The following is a 17986-nucleotide window of genomic DNA, read 5'->3' on the forward strand; positions in this document are numbered from 1 at the left end:
TTTCGCGTCTGTTCGGCGGAAAATCAGGCCCAGCGGGTCGCTTCGACCTCGCTGGGTAGCGGCGGGTGCAACGGAACATCGAGACCGTCGTAGATGCCCGGCTTCTGGGTGGCCAGCCAGTCGATCGCTCCGAGCAGTCGGTTGGCCGCAGTAGTGTTGCCGCCGTCGGCGCGGGTGCCGCCCGGCACGTCGGCGCGCACCACGATGCTCAGCTGCGGGTCGCCGTCGATGATCACCCGGTGGTCGCCGACACCCTGATCAGGTTGCGGCCAGTCCGGCGCACAGGCCGGGTCGATGCGGGTGATGTGGTCGACGACGATCCGTTCGACGCCCTGCGCCCAGCCGATGACCTGGACCCGGAACGCCCCTTGGGTGTCCTTCTCGAAGCGGCCGAGCACGTTGTCGACGGATTCGGTGAGTGGCAGGCGCTCGACTTTCTCGGTGATCTCGTCGATCTCCATGCCCAGTCCGCGACCGATCAAGCGAACGTTGCCGCCCCAGACCATCGTGGGGATCGAGGGCAACAGCATCATCGGGACGTCGTCCATCGATCCGCCGAAGCCGCACAGCACCCGTACCGCGTGGGGCTGGTTGTAGGTGGAGTAATCGAAGATCTCCTGGCAGCGGATGGTCCGGATGCGGGTGCACAGTCCGGCCACTGCCACTGCAAGGGCGTCGTTGGCCCATCCCGGATCGACCCCGCTGACCAACAGCGCGGCATTGCCTGCCGTTGCGGCGTCAGTCAGCCGCTCCACCCACTCCTGCGGAGCGGAGGCCGGGTCGTACAACGAGTACAGCGACGGTGTGACCACTTGTTTGCCGGCACGCAGGCACTGCTCGATCTCGGCGATGGCCTCCTCGGGGCGGATGTCCCCGGAAGACATGTAGGCGACGGCGTCGCACTGCGCGAGCGCAGCGTCGACGTCGGCGGTCGCGGTGACACCGGTCGGCTGGTCGAGCCGGGCAAACGTCGCGGCGTCACGACCCACCTTGTCCGGTGATGAGGTGATGACGGCAGCCAGCTCAAGGCCAGGAAAGGCGACCGCCGACCGGATCGCAGTTGCCCCCATATTGCCTGTGCCCCACACGGCCAGCCTTCGCATCCGCTCACCCTAGCGGGCCGTTTCGTGACAATCGTCACACCCCCTGAAAACCGCAGTTCAGCGGCCTATGACCGGGGTGGTACGAAGCTCGATCAACCGCTGGGTTGGTTAGGGGGCGGAAATTGCTCGCGTCTGCTTTGCGTTGAAGTTACCGGACGGTATAGTTAGCCGCAGTTACTGGTGGGTAACTTATCCGAGTACCCAACCTCAAGTGGCATTCTCATCGAGGAGGAAACGTGAGCCACTACAAGAGCAATGTTCGTGACCAGGTCTTCAACTTGTTCGATGTCTTCGGGTTGGACAGGGCACTGGGTGCCGGCGAGTACAGCGATCTGGACGCCGACACGGCCCGCGAGATGCTCACCGAGATGGCTCGGCTGGCGGAGGGACCCATCGCCGAATCGTTCGCCGAGGGTGACCGCAATCCGCCGGTGTTCGATCCTGATGCCCATACCGTCACGCTGCCCGAGGCATTCAAGAAGTCGGTACGCGCAGCCATCGACGGCGGCTGGGACAAGGTCGGCCTGTACGAGGACCTCGGCGGCGTGCCCGCCCCGAAGGCGCTGCTGTGGGCGTTGAACGAGCACATCCTCGGCGCCAACCCCGCCGTGTGGATGTACGCAGGTGGCGCCGCCTTCGCGCAGATCTTCTACGACAACGCCACTGAAGAGCAGAAGAAGTGGGCCGTTCTCGCCGCCGAGCGCGGCTGGGGCGCCACCATGGTGCTCACCGAGCCCGACGCGGGTTCCGACGTCGGCGCCGGCCGCACCAAGGCCGTCAAGCAGGAGGATGGCTCCTGGCACATCGACGGGGTGAAGCGGTTCATCACCTCGGCCGACTCCGACGACCTGTTCGAGAACATCTTCCACCTGGTGCTGGCCCGCCCCGAGGGCGCAGGCCCCGGCACCAAGGGTCTGTCGCTGTTCTTCGTGCCGAAGTACTTGTTCGACTTCGAGACCGGCGAGCCGGGCGAGCGCAACGGCGTCTACGTCACCAACGTCGAGCACAAGATGGGCCTGAAGGTTTCGGCCACCTGTGAGCTGACCTTCGGCCAGCATGACAAGCCGGCTGTGGGCTGGCTGGTCGGCGAGGTGCACAACGGCATCGCGCAGATGTTCGACGTGATCGAGCAGGCCCGCATGATGGTCGGCACCAAGGCCATCGCGACCCTGTCGACCGGCTACCTCAACGCGCTGGAATACGCCAAGGAGCGCGTCCAGGGTGCTGACCTGACCCAGATGACGGACAAGACCGCCCCGCGCGTCACCATCACCCATCACCCCGATGTGCGGCGCAGCCTGATGACCCAGAAGGCGTACGCCGAGGGCATGCGTGCGCTGTACCTGTACACCGCCACGTTCCAGGACGTCGAGGTCGCCAAGGCCGTGCACGGCCTCGAGGGCGAGCTGGCGCACAAGGTCAACGATCTGCTGCTGCCGGTGGTCAAGGGCTTCGGCTCGGAGCAGGCCTACGCCAAGCTGACCGAGAGTCTGCAGACCTTCGGTGGGTCCGGCTTCCTGCAGGACTACCCGATCGAGCAGTACATCCGCGACGCCAAGATCGACTCGCTCTACGAGGGCACCACCGCCATCCAGGCGCAGGACTTCTTCTTCCGGAAGATCGTCCGCGACAAGGGCCAGGCGTTGGCCTACGTGTCCGGTGAGATCGAGCAGTTCATCAAGAACGAGTCGGGCAACGGCCGGTTGAAGACCGAGCGCGAACTGCTGGCGACCGCGCTGGCCGACGTGCAGGGCATGGCCGCCACGCTGACCGGCTACCTGATGGCCGCTCAGGAGGACCAGGCCAGCATCTACAAGGTGGGCCTCGGTTCGGTGCGCTTCCTGCTGTCGGTCGGTGACCTGCTGCTCGGCTGGCTGCTGGCCCGTCAGGCCGCGGTGGCGATCGAGAAGCTCGACGCCGGTGCGACCGGTGCGGACCGCTCGTACTACGAGGGCAAGATCGCGTCCGCGTCGTTCTTCGCGAAGAACGTCCTGCCGCTGCTGACCAGCACCCGTCAGGTCCTCGAGACCATCGACAACGAGGTGATGGAACTCGACGAGGCTGCCTTCTAAGCCCCGCGAACAGCCGCGAAAACCCCCAATTCCGTGAGGAATTGGGGGTTTTTGCGTCTGCTCGCCCGGTGGACCCTACGCCGGTTCGGACACGCACCTGCGCCAGGTGATCGGACCGACGATGCCGTCGACGTCAAGGCCTTGGCCGGCCTGGAAGTCCCGCACCGCCTGCTCGGTGAGCGGGCCGAAGTCGCCGTCGACATCGATCGGTGGCGCCTGCCGCAGGTTCATCCTGACCTGTATCCCCTTGACGGCCTCACCGGTGCTCCCCCGCCGGACCGTGATGAACAGCCGAGACCAGGTGACCGGTCCGACAATGCCGTCGACACCGATGCCCTGGTTTCCCTGGAACCGGCGCACGGCCTGCTCGGTGAGCGGGCCGAAGACGCCGTCGACCGCCAGGTCGAATGCCCTTGCGCGCAACAGATGTTGCAGGACCTGGACGAAGGCACTCTCGTCGCCGCGGTCGAGTTCGATGATCTCGAGCTGCTGAGCGGGCTCGTCCCCGAGCGGGTTGAGCAGGTCGGCTCGGCCCTCGAACGCGAACAGCAGTAAGTCCGCCATCCTGAACGTGAAGGAGTCCGGTCCCAGGCTTGGACGCCATTGCGGGTCTCGCACAATGGAATGCGTGCTGCCCTCCATCGCCCGATGGAAGACCTCGGCCACGATGCGGCCTCCCACGCCGGTCAGCCGACCGCCGTTGAGTTCGGCCTCCCGCAGGATGTATGTCCACAGTGGGGTATTGGTCGCCAGTTCGTTGCGCAAGGCGGGGACCAGTCCGGTGAAGTCGACGCCATCGGCCTCGCCCTTGAGGATCTCGGCCTCGGACAGCGCGGCCACCCCGGCAAGTGTCGCCATCTGCTGGCCGCTGGCGAGTTTGACCATGTTGCCCCGGACCAGGTTGCGGAACGCGAGATTCGCGTGAAGCGGCGGACTTTGGATGTTGGGATCACCGAACGAACCTGCCGGGAGGGTGGCCAGCGGATCGGTGAGCCGGGTGTCGATCTTGAGCGCATTGTTGAACTTTGTGTCCGGCACTGCCAGGTCGGGACGCCCGGCTTCGGCGAAGTCATACAGCCTGCGGAAGTCGGCGATCCAATTGGACGGCAGAGGACTGCCGTTGAGGAAACCACTGGTTCCGGAGAAATCGAACAGGAACGACAGAGTGCCTCCGCCGTTGTCGAAGAACTGATTCCAGTTGTAGGTTTCCCGGACCATGCTGTGGCCGAGCCGAAATGCCGCGACGGAGAACTCGATCGGCATGGTGGGCGCATCGCCGGCTTGGGGTGACGTCTCGAAAAGCTTGCGGCCGTTGGCGAATACGTCCGCCACGATGCCTGGGTCGACGATCCGCGGAAGGTAGTCGGTTTTCAGCATCCACTGGTAGTGCTTGACGACGCTCTCCCGCGCTGCCTCGAACATCAACGCGGTGGGTCCCGGCGCGACCGTGCCGACCACCCGGTTGTGGAACCTGATGAAGGCGAGATGGGTCTGGGCCACCGCGAGATTCTCGTCGTTGCGGGGGTCGGGTATCAGCGCGAGACGTTGCTGTGGGTCCCGCGGCAGATCGTGGCCGTCGAACGCGGGCAGAAATCCGTCGAGTGCCCCCGTGCTCCCCATCTTCAGATGCAGTCCATCGGTGTAGAACTCTGGTTGGTCGGCTGGACCAAGGCCGTAGAGCGAATCCAGGTCGAGCGCAGGCGACCGACCCTGGATGAGCTCCTCCACAGTCACCTCCGACCCAAGTTGACCCTCGGTCTTGTCCCTCGTCATGTCGTGATCGACGAACTGGCCCAGGTACGTGTACCCGGCCGGGATACCGTCTTCTGCGTCCTGCGCTGTCTCCGTGATCGCTTCGGCCATCGCCGTCACTAGTCCCGTGGTCGCCGGCACACCCTGTGGCCCGATGCGCGAGAACCGGAACTGCCTGAGGGCTTCGGCTTCCGTCAGATGCGGCGCCGGAGACACCGCTGCGCCTCGCGCCGTGGTCTCAGGAGCCGCATCCGCTGTAAGCACGCCCTCCCCGACGACGAAAAAGCTGTCTCGGCCATGTCGGATCATGACTTCCCCCTTCACGTAGTTCGTGTACGTGATGGCAAGTCAACTGCGGCGATGACCGGGCGTCGTGAGTAGCGCACTACCTGAATTCGGATCTCCGCCGTACCGGCAGACTGGTCCCATGATCGAAGCCCGTGGCATCCTGCTGGTCGTCTCCCTGATGGCGACGACTGCACTGACGCTTGCTCTTGGGATCACCGATCCGGCCGCACCGATGTCGTACCCGACCAAGTTCCTGGTGTGGAACCTGGTGCTGGCGTGGATCCCGATGTTCTTCGCGATCGCTTTTGATCTGGTCGAGCGACGCCTGTGGCTGCTGCCGCTCGGCCTGGGCTGGTTGGCCTTCCTACCAAACGCGCCCTATCTGGTGACCGATTTGGTGCATCTCGGCGAGGGCTACGAATTGTGGCGGCACGTTCTGCAGTACGGGTTCGCCGCGTGGACCGGGATCCTGCTGGGTGTGGTTTCGCTGCTGTTGGTGCATCAGCGACTGGACCGCGAGTTCGGCCGCGTCTGGGGCTGGTTGGTGGCTGTGCTGTCCGTCGCTCTGTGCGCGGTCGGTGTGGTCATCGGCCGGTTCCAGCGGTGGAACTCCTGGGACCTGGTGACTCGCCCCGACGCGGTGATGGCGGCGACGTTCGACTGGATGCGCTCACCGCTGTCCTACGTTCAGTCGACCGGTGTGGCGATGGCCGTTGCCGCGTTCTTTGGCCTGGCCTATCTGACCGTCTGGGCGCTCCGCGGATTGGGCGACTAGCAGAGATTTACTAGTTCAGAAAAAATAATATTGACATATTATTTTTGTACGGGCAGTCTCTTTCCATGCCCCCTGCTCCGCCAACCCGACGAACCCAAGCCGAACGCACAGCACAGACTCGCCGGGCGTTGCTCGACGCGACGTTCGAGGCGCTGGTGGAGGTCGGGTTCAAAGGCACCACGACGGCCGAGGTCGCCAACCGCGCAGGCGTGTCAATGGGTGCGCTGCAGAACCACTTCCGGACCAAAGCCGAGTTACTCACCGCCGCAGTGGTGCACTCGTTCGATCGCCGCGTCGAGGAGTTCGGCCTGTTGATGACCAGCCTGGATCCGTCGGCGGACAAGCTCGATGCCGCGATCGATCTGCTGTGGTCGATGTTCTCCCGATCGACTTTCACCGCCTGGCACGAGCTATGGGTGGCCGCCCGGACCGACCCGGACCTGGCGCGCGCGGTCGTCGACATCGACCAACAGTTCGCGGCCGCCTGTGACCGTGTCTACGCCGAAGTCTTTCCGGCTGGAAACTCCGATGCCGCTATAGACCCGCGAACCCAAGTTCGCATGGTCTTCGCCCTCATGAACGGCCTGGCGGTGGGGACATCGATCGATGGCTATGACGCCTACCCCGCCGACCAAGTTCTCGCCGCGTTCAAGTCGATCATCCGCCCAGCGCTCGCCGCCGAGCCAGAAGAAGACCAGCAACCCTAGGAGCCAGGATGCCCGAAAGTACTTCTGCTGCAGTCAAGCCGGTGGTGCGCCCCCGCCGTATCCGGTTTACTTACCCAACCGGATCACTGCAGCGCCACTTCGCCGACGGCGACCTGGTGCTGAGCCATATCGTCGCGCATCTGTCTGCGACGTTCCCGGAGGGCGAGGACTTCTTTGTCCGGTCGGTGCGTCATTTCGCCGATCAGATCACCGATCCCGAACTGAAGTCACAGGTTCAGGGCTTCATCGGGCAGGAGGTCACCCATGGCCGCGAGCACCGCGCGCTGAATGAGCGCCTGCAGCAGATGGGCTACCCTGCCCGCCGGATCGACCGGGGCACCCGCATGGACCTGGCGGCTTTCGAGCGTCGGCTGTCGCCACTGACCTGTCTCGCCATCACGGTCGCCCTCGAACATTTCACCGCGGTGCTCGCCGAAACGTTGCTCACCGATGAACGAGCCCAGGCCCTCCTCGGCTCGACCGAAGTGCGATCAATGCTGCTGTGGCACGCCATCGAGGAATCCGAGCATCGGTCCGTCGCATTCGATGTCTACCAAGCCGTCGGCGGAACCGAGCGCCGGCGCATCTGGACCATGCGGGTGATCAGGCTGACTTTCACGCTGAACGTGATCCTTTTTGCCACCATTTCCCTGCTGTGCGACCGCGCTGCCTACAACCCGGTCCGGTTGTTCCGCAGCCTGGCCCAATTGCCTAACTCACCCTTCTTCAACCGCGCTGTGATGCAACGGATCCGGGCGTACACCAAGCGTGGGTTTCATCCGGACGACACTGACAACACCGCGCTGCTCGACCACTGGACCGCAGCCTTGTTCGGCGAACAGGGCAGTCTGGCCGGCCATTTGCACTGATCGGGGCCCGGGAACGGCGGCGAACAGACGTGAAAGTTGACCGTCAGCTGTCGAGTTCCCGCAGCAGCGCCCGAGTGCGATCCCGGGTCTCCGGGGATGCGTCGAACACCACGCCGACGTATTCGTCGACGCCGACCTTCCCGAGCGCCCGAATGCGTTCGGCCACAGTGCTTTCGTCGCCGATGATCGCGGCGTCCTCCGGCCCGGCGTAGCCCTCCCGGTCGAGCATGGCCCGGTAGGACGGCAGGTGCCCGTACATCGCGAACTGCGTGGCGGCTTGTGCACGGGTGGCGTCGACGTCGTCGGTGACACTGACCGGAAGTGCTGCCACCACCCGCACTGCCCGGCCGTCCGCCGCCGAACGCAGGGTCGGCGAAACATGCTCGGCCAGTGTCTTCGGTCCCGTCATCCAGGTGACAGTGCCGGCGGTGCGTCGCCCCGCCAACTTCAGCAGCTGCGGCCCCAGCGCCGCGATGTACACGTCGGGCTCGGCCGCACCCGGGATCTGCAGCGCGCCGCGCGTCGTGACCGTCTCCCCCGGAGCATCGGCGGCTTCGCCGGCAAGCAACGGCTGCAGCCCGTCGAGATACTCCCGCAACCGCCGGACGGGCTTATCCCACGGGATGCCCCACATCCCCTCGGTGACCGCGGCATGCGTCATGCCCAGACCGAGGATGAACCGTCCCGAGCTGATCAGGTTGAGCGTCAGGGCACGCTGGGCCAACAGCATCGGATGCTGATTCTGGATCGGGATCACTCCGGTGCCGACTTCGATGCCGTCGACCTCGCGGAACGCGACTGCCAAGACGGTCAGCAGATCGGGCTCATACGGCATCTGCGTCATCCACACCCGGCGGAACCCCTCGTCGCGCAATTGCGCCAGGTTCTGAACGGTGGAGTCGACCGGCGAGCGGCCGCCGGTTTCGCTGAGTGAGCCGAGAATGCTGATCTGCATGACGCTCACGCTAGGCGGCATAAGACAAAAAAGGGCGGGTTCGGGAGGACACTTGGGGGCGTTTCACTTTGTCTCACGCCGCCGGTTTTTCACCCCGTAAACCGACTCTTTGGATCAGTCACTCCCGAACCCGTCGTACGGTCGATAGTACGCCTCGGGTACCCCTCAGACCAGAGGAAAATCGACCGAAATTCAGGTGCCCCGACAAGAGGTCGCCCCGTGTTGCCGTCGGGTCGGGGGGTCAGACGGCAACACGGAGCTACCCATGTATCGACACCTCAAGGGTGGCCGTTACACACCGCCGAAAAAACTTTTCGAATGTTTTGACGGCGCTGGTCAGGCCTCCAGAATCGCCGCGACACCCTGCCCGCCTGCCGCGCAGATCGAGATCAGGCCGCGCACCGGTTGGCCGGTCTCCTTGCGCTTGGCTGCCAGCTGTTTGGCCAGTTGCGCCACGATCCGACCGCCGGTCGCCGCGAAGGGATGGCCGGCCGCCAGGGACGATCCGGTGACGTTGAGTTTGGACCGGTCGATGCTGCCCAGTGCGGCGTCCAAACCGAGGCGCTCCTTGCAGTATTCGGCCGACTCCCACGCCTGCAGGTGCGCGAGCACCACTGAGGCGAACGCCTCGTGAATCTCGTAGTAGTCGAAGTCCTGCAGGCCCAGGCCGTTGCGGGCGAGCAGTCGCGGCACCGCGTACGTCGGCGCCATCAGCAGGCCGTCCGGGCCGTTGACGTAATCCACCGCAGCGGTTTCCGCGTCGACGAAATAGGCCAGCGGTTCCCGCCCGTGCGCCTGGGCCCAGTCCTCGCTGGCCAGCAGCGCCACCGAGGCACCATCGGTCAACGGCGTGGAGTTACCTGCGGTCATGGTGGCGTCGCCGGCCTTGACCCCGAAGACGGGCTTGAGCTTGGCCAGCTTCTCCGGGCTCGAATCGGCGCGCAGGTTGTTGTCGCGGTACAGGCCGAGGAATGGAGTGACCAGATCATCGAAGAAGCCGCTGTCGTAGGCGGCGGCCATGTTGCGATGGCTGGCCGCGGCGAGCTCGTCCTGGTCGACGCGCTTGATGCCCATCGCCTTGGCGGTGACCGCGGCGTGCTCACCCATCGACATACCGGTGCGCGGCTCGCTGTTCACCGGGATCTCCACGCCGAGCGCCGCAGGCAGCTTGCCGACCAGTTTGAGCCGGTCGAGGTTCGACTTGGACCGGCGCAACCCGAGCAACACGCGCCGCAGATCGTTGCCGAACGCGATCGGGGCGTCCGATGCGGTGTCCACCCCGCCGGCCGCAGCGACCTCGTAACGACCGGCGGCCACGCCGTCAGCTGCGGCGATAGTGGCCTGCAGGCCAGTGCCGCAGGCCTGCTGAATGTCGAAGGCCGGGGTGTAAGGCGAAAGCGCACTGCCCAGCACACATTCGCGCATGAGGTTGAAGTCGCGGCTGTGCTTGAGTACCGCTCCGCCGATCACCGCGCCGAGACGCTCACCGGCCAGGTCGAAGCGGTCGATCAAGCCCTCCAGCGCCGCGGTGAACATGTCCTGATTGGAGGCGTTGGCGTAGGCGCCGTCGGACCGTGCGAACGGGATTCTGTTGCCGCCAAGTACGGCTACGCGGCGACTCGATGTGTTGGCCATGGGGCAATACTACCCACGGTTCTTACTCTGGAGTAAGTTCGTGTTATGGCTTCCGACCTGTTCTCCCAAGTGGTCAATTCCGGGCCGGGATCGTTCCTGGCAAAACAACTCGGCGTACCGCAGCCCGAGACGCTGCGCCGCTACCGCCCCGGTGATCCGCCGCTGGCGGGATCGCTACTGATCGGTGGGGACGGGCGCGTGGCAGAACCGATGCGCGTCGCCCTGGCCGACGACTACGACGTGGTGTCCAACAACATCGGCGGCCGGTGGGCCGATTCGTTCGGAGGCGTGGTGTTCGACGCCACCGGCATCACCGACGCAGCCGGGCTCAAGGAGCTGTACAAGTTCTTCACCCCGCTGTTGCGCAACCTGGGCTCGTGCGCCCGGGTAGTGGTGATCGGGACCACGCCCGAGCAGGCAGGCAGTGCCCACGCGCAGGTCGCCCAACGCGCCCTGGAGGGCTTCACCCGGTCGCTGGGCAAGGAGCTGCGGCGCGGCGCGACGGTCGCGCTGGTGTACCTGGCCGCCGACGCCAAGCCCGCCGCGACCGGCCTCGAGTCGACGCTGCGGTTCATCCTGTCGGCGAAGTCGGCCTACGTCGACGGGCAGGTATTCCGGGTGGGGTCCGCCGATTCGACGCCGCCGGCCGACTGGGACAAGCCCCTGGCGGGCAAGGTCGCGGTGGTCACCGGCGCGGCCCGCGGCATCGGCGCGACGATTGCCGAGGTGTTCGCGCGTGACGGCGCTGCTGTCGTCGCTGTTGACATCGAAAGTGCCTCCGACGATCTGCACAAGGTCGCCCACAAGGTCGGCGGCACGGCACTGACGCTCGATGTCACCGCCGACGACGCTGTGGAGAAGATCACCGCCCATGTGACTGAACATCATGGCGGCAAGCTCGACGTCCTGGTCAACAACGCCGGTATCACCCGCGACAAACTGCTGGCCAACATGGACGAGGGCCGGTGGGACTCCGTCCTCGCGGTCAATCTCCTTGCTCCGCAACGGCTTACCGAAGGACTGGTGGCGAACGGAACGCTCGGCGAGGGCGGCCGGGTGATCGGCCTGTCGTCGATGGCCGGCATCTCCGGCAACCGCGGGCAGACCAACTACGCGGCCACCAAGGCCGGCATGATCGGGCTGACCGAGGCACTGGCACCGGTGCTGGCCGAGAAGGGCCTCACCATCAACGCGGTCGCGCCCGGCTTCATCGAGACCAAGATGACCGAGGCCATCCCGGTGGCCACCCGCGAGGTGGGCCGCCGAATGAACTCGCTGTTCCAGGGTGGGCAGCCGGTCGACGTGGCCGAGACCATCGCCTACTTCGCCAGTCCGGCGTCGAACGCGGTGAGCGGCAACACGATCCGGGTCTGCGGCCAGGCCATGCTGGGGGCATGAGGTGGATTTGACCATGCTCCGCGCGGTGGCCGGAGCCCTGCCGTTCATCCCGCGCAGTGAAACGCTGCCGGACCGCACCGTCACCGTCGACGATCTGGCCATCGACCCGGCCAATGTCGCGGCCTATGCCCAGGTGACCGGGTTGCGATTCGGTGACACGCTGCCGTTGACCTATCCGTTCGCGCTGACCTTCCCCACCGTGATGTCGCTGGTCACCGGATTCGATTTCCCTTTCGCCGCAATGGGTGCGGTGCACATCGAGAACCACATCACCCAATACCGGCCCATCGCGGTGACCGACACCGTCGCTGTCGCGGCACACGCGGAGAATCTGCGCGAACACCGCCGCGGCCTGCTCGTGGACATCGTGACCGAGATCAAGGTCGGCAACGACGTGGCCTGGCATCAGGTGACGACGTTCCTGCACCAGCAGCGGACCAGCCTGTCCGACGAGCCCAAACCGGAACCGCAGAAGCAGCCGAAGCTGCCGCCACCCAATGCGGTCCTGCGCATCACGCCGGGCCAGATCCGGCAGTACGCATCAGTCAGCGGTGACCACAACCCGATCCACACCAACGGCGTGGCCGCCAAGCTGTTCGGCTTCCCCACCGTGATCGCCCACGGAATGTTCAGTGCCGCAGCGGTGCTGGCGAACATCGAGGGCCAGTTGCCGGATGCGGTGAAGTATTCGGTGCGGTTCGCCAAGCCAGTGGTGCTGCCGGCGCGGGCCGGGCTCTACGTCGACCGCGACAGCGACGGCTGGGAGCTGACCCTGCGCCACCTGTCGAAGGGGCACCCGCACCTTTCTGCGACGGTCGCTGGGCTCTGAGCCGTCGAGCGGCGCTACGTCACACCGTCGGCAAGACCTCTGAACCGCGTCGCAACTCGGTGAATTCGGCGATCGACGCCGCGGTGACCGACGCGACCGGACGTGCGTTGGGCACCGCGGCATCGGCCTTGGACACCATCACCACGCTGTCGATGTAGGGCTGGATGGTGGTGGTGTTCTGCACCGTCGCCACGATCACCAGCTGGAAACCGAACTTGCGGAACGCCGAGAGCGCCTGCTGCGCGAACTGCGGATCGGATTTCGAGAACGCCTCGTCCAGCATGAGTTGCGCGAACAGCGGCCGGGTGTCGTTGCTGTCCGGGCTGGCCAGGTTGAAGCTCAGCGCGCCGGCCAGGCAGAACGCCATCAACTTCTCCTGCTCACCGCCGGAGTTGTCCCCGGAGTTGCTGTAGGTGCGGATGACCTCGCCGGTTTCGGCGTCGCGCTCCTCGCAATAGAGCACGAACCGGTTCCGCACATCAAGCGCGTCTCGGGTCCACTGCCGATCCTCAGGCGTATTGCCGGCCAAGAGCTTTCGCAGTTGCAGGATGTCGGTGTACTGCTCGAACATCGCGGTCTCGTCACCGAAGCTCACCAGGGACACCCGGGCGGCGATGCGCTGCGCCTTCTCGTTGAGTTCGTCCACGGCGGCGAGATGACGGCTGCCCGCGTGCAGGGTCAACCGCGTGCCCCGGTTGAACTCGACCGCACCGAGCCCGGTGTTGACTCGCGCGATCTGTTCGGTGATCCGGCGTGCCTCGTTGTCGGCGATCATGTGCAGGTTGAGGATCGCGCCGGGGGCCTGTTCGGTGATGAGCCGCTGCATGCGTTCGTAGGCGTCGGGCAGTTCACGCTCGTCGATCCGCCGGGACAGGGCCACATAGTCGTGGACGCGTTCGTCGAAATCCTCGCTGTCGTTGGGAATCGCGTCGGGGAACGAACTGTCGTAGGCCGCCATGATTCCGGCGAGCTCATCGTGCGAACGGTTGCGGTCGCCCCGCAGGCGGTCACGCTCCCGGCCGATGACGCGGGCCAACTCGTTGCGGTATGGATCGGATTCGAGTAATTCCAGGGGCAACGCGATGTCGGCGGCGTAGGCGTCCAGGGTGTCGCGGGCATGCTGGGGAACCAAGCCGGGGTTGAGCCGCTCGGTCAATTCGAGCAGCGCGGTGCGGCGCCGATCGAGGGTGGACTCGCGTTCATTGAGCGACCCGATCTGCTGAATGACCTTCTCGACCCGTTCCCAACAGTCGTCGGCCCGCTGTTGGAGCCGTTCCGCGTCAGGATTCTCGGCGACCAGCAGGTCATGCTCGTCCTGCAGGCGTGACAGCAATTCGTCCACCGAATCGCTGTCGATGTCACTCCACTGCATGTACTGGTCGCACAGTGCCCGGCAGGCGCGCTCGCGGCTTTGCAGACCGGCCCGGTGCTCGTCGAGCCGCTCCCTCGCGCTACGGGCGCTGCCGTATGCGGCCTGCGCCGCAGCCAGATCATCTTGCAAAGCTTGGACTTTGGCCTCGGAGTCGCCAAGGAAGATGTAGTCCGACGGCCGCAACTTGGCTCTGTCGTCTTTGACCGACAGCCGACCGCTGTCTTTACGAAGCCCCTGTTGGGTGACCGCCCGGGTGTGCCCGGCGAACTCTTCCGGGCGCTCCACGCAGGCGTAGTCGCCAACGGAGGCAATGACGTTGAGCGCTTCGACGGCGCTGTCGTGCGTCGGGTCGACGACCTGGACTTTGGTGGCGAGCGTCCCGGCACCGGGGGCGCGCAGTTGGGCGTCGTGTTTGACGTGTTGGAGCTGAATGCGGCCGCGCATGTCGTTCTCGTTGACGAAGCGCAGTGCAGCGTCCCAGTACTCGTCGGGCACCAGCAGCCGTAACCCGGCCCCGCGCAACACCTTTTCCACTGCCAGGCGCCAGTGGGTTTCGTCGGGCTTGAGTTCCATCAACTCGGCGACATAGACCAGGTCCCCCTCGGCAATGTCGAGTGCCTTGGCGATCCGGCCCCGCATCTCGTACTCGGTCCTGGGCAGCGGAGAGCCAAGGCGCTGCACCCGTTCCATGTCGGCCTCGACAGAGTCGCGAGACTCGCGGGCCCGTACTTCTTTGGCCGACGCTTCGACGTATGCCTGGTTGCCCGTGGTCAACTCGCGATGCAGGCGGTCGGCTTCTTCCATGAGTGCTTCCCGCAGCGACCAGAAATCCTCGGCGCGCTCTGGCGCGCTGAAGCCCAGTGCGACGACCTTGTCCTCGTAGCCGCCGCGCCGCCTGCCCACCTCCTCGCTGATCCGCTCGGCTTCACTGAGCCGCTGCTGCAGCGGCACCAGATCCACGGTGCTCGCGTTGATCTGCGCCATCAGCGAGTTGTGCTGATTCTTCAGTTGCCGTTGCTGGGCGCCGAACTCGTCACGCTGCGCACCGAGTTGGGTGATCTGATCATCCAGGTTGTCGATCTCCGGACCGGCTTGGGCCACCCGCAGCGCATCGACGTAGTCGCGAACCATCGCGTTGTCGATGGTGTCGATCACGCTGAACTTGGCTGCCTCGTCGGCGTAGCGAACCTGCACTGCCTCGATGTTGCCGAGCGTGTTGCGCTTGCGCCGGGCCACGTCGAGCAGGCCGCGAGCTTCGACCAGTGGGTTGATCTGCTCCAGCGCCTCGTCGACGCCGCTGAGACTCACGGGTTCGTCGAGCATGAATTCGCGGACGAACTGTTCAAGCCCGCCAACGCTTTTCAGCGACTTCGCCTTGCCGAGCAGCTGCTGGGCCGCCTCCGAGGCACGGATGCCGATGACGGAATACAGCTGGGCCAGGTACTGGCTTTCGCTGCGGCCACCGGTCCAGCCGTCGTCGCGGAACACCGTGGCGTCGTACCCACTGGACGCCCACCGGTTGCACAGGCCGAAGATGTCGCGGTCGGCGTCCACCAGGTAGTACCGGCTGCCCGGATCGGACGTCTTCTCGGCGGCCAGCCATTTCAGCACCAGCCCGGTGACCGCCCGTCCCGTTCGGTCGGCATAGGTGACCGCGACGGCCGACCAGGCCGGCCCGGTGCCGCGCAGGTACATGATCTGTCGACTGGTGCCCTCGCGACGTTCGCCCCAGGCCCCACGCACGTACTTGTCGACCGTGCGCTTGCCGGTGCCCGAGCCTGCGGCGGTGGTATCACCCGATGCGTTGAAGTTCCGGCGGTGCGACGGCAGGAAGGCCAGCGAGATCGCGTCAAGCAGCGAGGATTTACCGGTGCCGGACGAGCCGGTGATCAGGGTGCCCGCCGGGCTGAACGGGATCGAGTGGTATCCGTCGAAGACACCCCAGTTGATGACCTGCAGCCGGGCCAGATAGAACTGGTTGGTCGGTTCAGCTGACATCGGCGTCCACTTCGGCTCCAACCTCGTCGGCACTCCCACTGGCCGCGCGTTTGAGTTGCTCGAACTGCTGCTGCAGTTCAGTGATCACCGACGCCGTCATGATCGCGTTGATCACCGGGCTGACGGTGAAGCTGTGCTCGTCTTCCCGGTTGCGTACGAGGATTTCGATGTCGCTCAACCGCTCGATTGCGTTGTCGATGCGCCGGTTGAAGGATGCGACGTCGCGATCGGTGTCGTTGTTGACCCCGGCGAACAGCTCGTGGATCTCCTCACGGCTGATCAACACGTTCTCGTCGCGGGCCGCCGCGCGCATCAGCTTGGCGAGGTGCAGCGCCAGGATCGAGTCATAGGTATGCAAGGTCTCCCGACGTAAAAGCTTACGGCGCCACTGTGATTCGTATTCGGCCTGCTCGACGTAGGCGATGTCGTGGTCGTCGGCGATACACAGCCGCAGATCCAGTTCCGAGAGCCGGACGGTGATTTCGGACCGGTACCGGGTGACCCACGACCACAGTTCGGCGTGGTTGTCCTTGATGATGTAGCGACGGGACAGCAGGTGTTGCAGTGCCCAGCAGGCCCGGTCGGGCAGCTCGCTGACGTCGCCGTCGAACCGTGGCGCGCGCCGATCGGGCGCAGACCGCTCAACCGCGTCGATGCTCGGCAGGGCATCGAAGTCAATGGACGTATCGCTCATAACAGACTCTCGGAGACAGTAGGGATCGGCTCGGTGAAAACCAGCCGTGGGACTTCGATTTCGCGGTCAGCGCCCTCCAGGGACTGGAACCGCACCCGAACCGATTCGGCGCCGTCGACGCTCGGTTGTTTCAGCGGTTGTTTCAGCGCCCAGGACCACAGCACGATGATGTGTCCGAGATAGGCCGAATCCAGCATCCCGATCGCCTCGGGCAGCGGCAAGGGGCCCGACTCGACGGCGTCGTTGATCAGCTCTGCCAGCTCTGCGGCGTCGACCTGGGTGGCCAGTGCCGCGAACGCGGACAGGTTCACCTCGCCGTCCGAGGATTGCGCCGGGGTCGGCGGAACGGCATCCCGGATCTTGAACGCCACCGCACCGATCGAGTTGAGGTCTGCCCGGGCCAACGGCACCTCCATGCCGAGGCGGCTGTCCACCAGCGAGACGTTGAGCAGATCGTGTGCGGATGCCAGCGCGTCGTTGAGCTGGCGGGTGACGCCACGGCTCTCCTCGAGCGTGCCGGAGGCGACGAAGCGCTTGATGCGCCGCGCACACCGCTGCCGAGTGCGGCCCACCTCGGCGGTCTGCGCCGACACCAGGGTGAAGAACCCCGTCATCACCTCCCGCAGGCCGGGGTCGAGTTGGGGCAGTTGACTGGTCACCAGTGCGATGTCGGCTACCAGCGCGGCCCGCTGTTCGGGGTCCTGGATCATCCGGGTGAACGCGGTGTAGGAGGCGCTTTCCCGGGATGCGAACAGCGATTCGTAGTCGTCGAACAATTGCCGTTGTCGTTCGCGGTAGCCGAGGTCCGTGTCTGCGGAGGCGTCGAGCAGCCTGGTGGTGATGCGGTTCAGCATGCTGCCGTACTGCCCGATGTCGGAGACGATCTGTTCCATCTGCAGCGCGATCGCCCGCGCCTCGTCCTCGGCGTCGAGTGGGTTGGGTGCGGGCCGCCGGCCCTGGTCCAGGGCGTCGAGTTCGGCTCGCAGCTGGTCGATTTGAGCTTCGAGGTCGATGCGGATGCGGTCCGGGTCATTGCTGACCTGGCCGGCGACGCGACGCAGCCCGGCGGCGATGCCGGCGATCGAGCCACCGGTGGCGAGGGTGTCCTCGCGTCGCATCCGACGCGCGAAATCCAACACCGCCCTGGCCTCGTAGGTCAGGTAGCAGACGTTGCGTTCACCGTCACCGGCCTGCTCGGTGATTCGGTGCAGCCAGCCCTGACTGGCCCAGTACTTGATCAGTTGCAGTCCGGATTGATCGCCGTCGGTGCCCATGTCGGCCAGGTCGCGCTCCAGCCGGACCACCAATTCCGGCTCACTGCGCTTCTGGCCGCGATCCAGGTGACGCTCCATCAACGTCAGGTAGCCGGCCAGGTTGTTGGTCGCCAGCAACCGCACGGACCGCGAGTCCGCGACGGCCCGGTTGAGTTCGTGCAGACGCTGCAACGACGGACGACCGACATCAGCGTCGGGCATGTCCGGTCCTTCCAATCGCGGTGCGCATCGGACCCACTTTAGGCGGCGCAGAAGTCACGGCCGG

13 protein-coding genes are annotated in these 17986 nt (G+C 65.5%); 6 read left to right on the plus strand and 7 right to left on the minus strand.

Features of this window, described 5'->3' with window-relative positions:
• Positions 1-23 precede the first annotated feature (23 nt).
• Positions 24-1103, minus strand: coding sequence for an NAD(P)H-dependent amine dehydrogenase family protein (locus ABQF30_RS16525; RefSeq protein ID WP_448465608.1), 1080 nt, complete (start codon positions 1101-1103; stop codon positions 24-26).
• 236 nt (positions 1104-1339) lie between these two features.
• Between ABQF30_RS16525 and ABQF30_RS16530 the strand changes: the two genes are divergently transcribed.
• Entirely contained in the window at positions 1340-3175 is a 1836-nt protein-coding gene (locus tag ABQF30_RS16530) for an acyl-CoA dehydrogenase (protein ID WP_448465610.1), read from the plus strand.
• Between the two features lie 75 nt (positions 3176-3250).
• Here the strand turns inward: ABQF30_RS16530 and ABQF30_RS16535 are convergent, their stop codons facing one another.
• A complete protein-coding gene (locus tag ABQF30_RS16535) occupies positions 3251-5236 on the minus strand; it encodes a peptidoglycan-binding protein (protein ID WP_448465612.1) in 1986 nt (661 codons plus the stop codon).
• 118 nt (positions 5237-5354) lie between these two features.
• On the opposite strand from ABQF30_RS16535, the gene ABQF30_RS16540 reads away from it, so the two are divergent.
• The 3 genes from ABQF30_RS16540 (at position 5355) to ABQF30_RS16550 (ending at position 7566) form a co-directional block, all read left to right on the plus strand.
• Positions 5355-5990 carry a DUF1361 domain-containing protein gene (locus ABQF30_RS16540; protein ID WP_448465614.1) on the plus strand — a complete coding sequence of 212 codons (636 nt, stop codon included), beginning with the start codon at positions 5355-5357 and terminating at the stop codon, positions 5988-5990.
• A gap of 65 nt (positions 5991-6055) precedes the next feature.
• Entirely contained in the window at positions 6056-6697 is a 642-nt protein-coding gene (locus ABQF30_RS16545) for a TetR/AcrR family transcriptional regulator (protein ID WP_448465616.1), read from the plus strand.
• Between the two features lie 8 nt (positions 6698-6705).
• Positions 6706-7566 (plus strand): metal-dependent hydrolase, encoded by an 861-nt coding sequence (locus ABQF30_RS16550; protein ID WP_448465618.1) that lies wholly within the window; start codon positions 6706-6708, stop codon positions 7564-7566.
• A 43-nt stretch (positions 7567-7609) separates the two neighbouring features.
• Here ABQF30_RS16550 and ABQF30_RS16555 read toward each other — a convergent pair whose 3' ends face one another.
• Both ABQF30_RS16555 and ABQF30_RS16560 read right to left on the minus strand, forming a co-directional pair.
• Complete coding sequence (locus ABQF30_RS16555) at positions 7610-8521, minus strand: TIGR03564 family F420-dependent LLM class oxidoreductase (RefSeq protein WP_448465620.1); 912 nt, start codon at positions 8519-8521, stop codon at positions 7610-7612.
• A 336-nt stretch (positions 8522-8857) separates the two neighbouring features.
• Positions 8858-10156 (minus strand): acetyl-CoA C-acetyltransferase, encoded by a 1299-nt coding sequence (locus ABQF30_RS16560; protein WP_448465622.1) that lies wholly within the window; start codon positions 10154-10156, stop codon positions 8858-8860.
• Positions 10157-10201: 45 nt separating this feature from the next.
• On the opposite strand from ABQF30_RS16560, the gene ABQF30_RS16565 reads away from it, so the two are divergent.
• Positions 10202-11554, plus strand: coding sequence for a 3-oxoacyl-ACP reductase (locus ABQF30_RS16565; protein ID WP_448465624.1), 1353 nt, complete (start codon positions 10202-10204; stop codon positions 11552-11554).
• Between the two features lie 13 nt (positions 11555-11567).
• On the plus strand, positions 11568-12383 hold the full coding sequence (locus ABQF30_RS16570; protein ID WP_448465880.1) for a MaoC/PaaZ C-terminal domain-containing protein: 816 nt from the start codon (positions 11568-11570) through the stop codon (positions 12381-12383).
• Between the two features lie 19 nt (positions 12384-12402).
• Here the strand turns inward: ABQF30_RS16570 and ABQF30_RS16575 are convergent, their stop codons facing one another.
• Genes ABQF30_RS16575 through ABQF30_RS16585 form a run of 3 tightly spaced genes read right to left on the minus strand, consistent with a single transcriptional unit; the run spans position 12403 to position 17922 of the window.
• Positions 12403-15753: an ATP-binding protein gene (locus ABQF30_RS16575; RefSeq protein ID WP_448465626.1), complete on the minus strand. Its 3351-nt coding sequence runs from the start codon at positions 15751-15753 to the stop codon at positions 12403-12405.
• On the minus strand, positions 15743-16447 hold the full coding sequence (locus ABQF30_RS16580; RefSeq protein WP_448465628.1) for a DUF4194 domain-containing protein: 705 nt from the start codon (positions 16445-16447) through the stop codon (positions 15743-15745). The genes ABQF30_RS16575 and ABQF30_RS16580 overlap by 11 nt, the downstream gene beginning before the upstream one ends.
• Positions 16444-17922 (minus strand): DUF3375 domain-containing protein, encoded by a 1479-nt coding sequence (locus ABQF30_RS16585; protein ID WP_448465630.1) that lies wholly within the window; start codon positions 17920-17922, stop codon positions 16444-16446. Before ABQF30_RS16585 ends, ABQF30_RS16580 begins: the two co-directional genes overlap by 4 nt.
• Positions 17923-17986: the final 64 nt, after the last annotated feature.

It is taken from the genome of Mycolicibacterium sp. XJ870 (assembly GCF_053483975.1).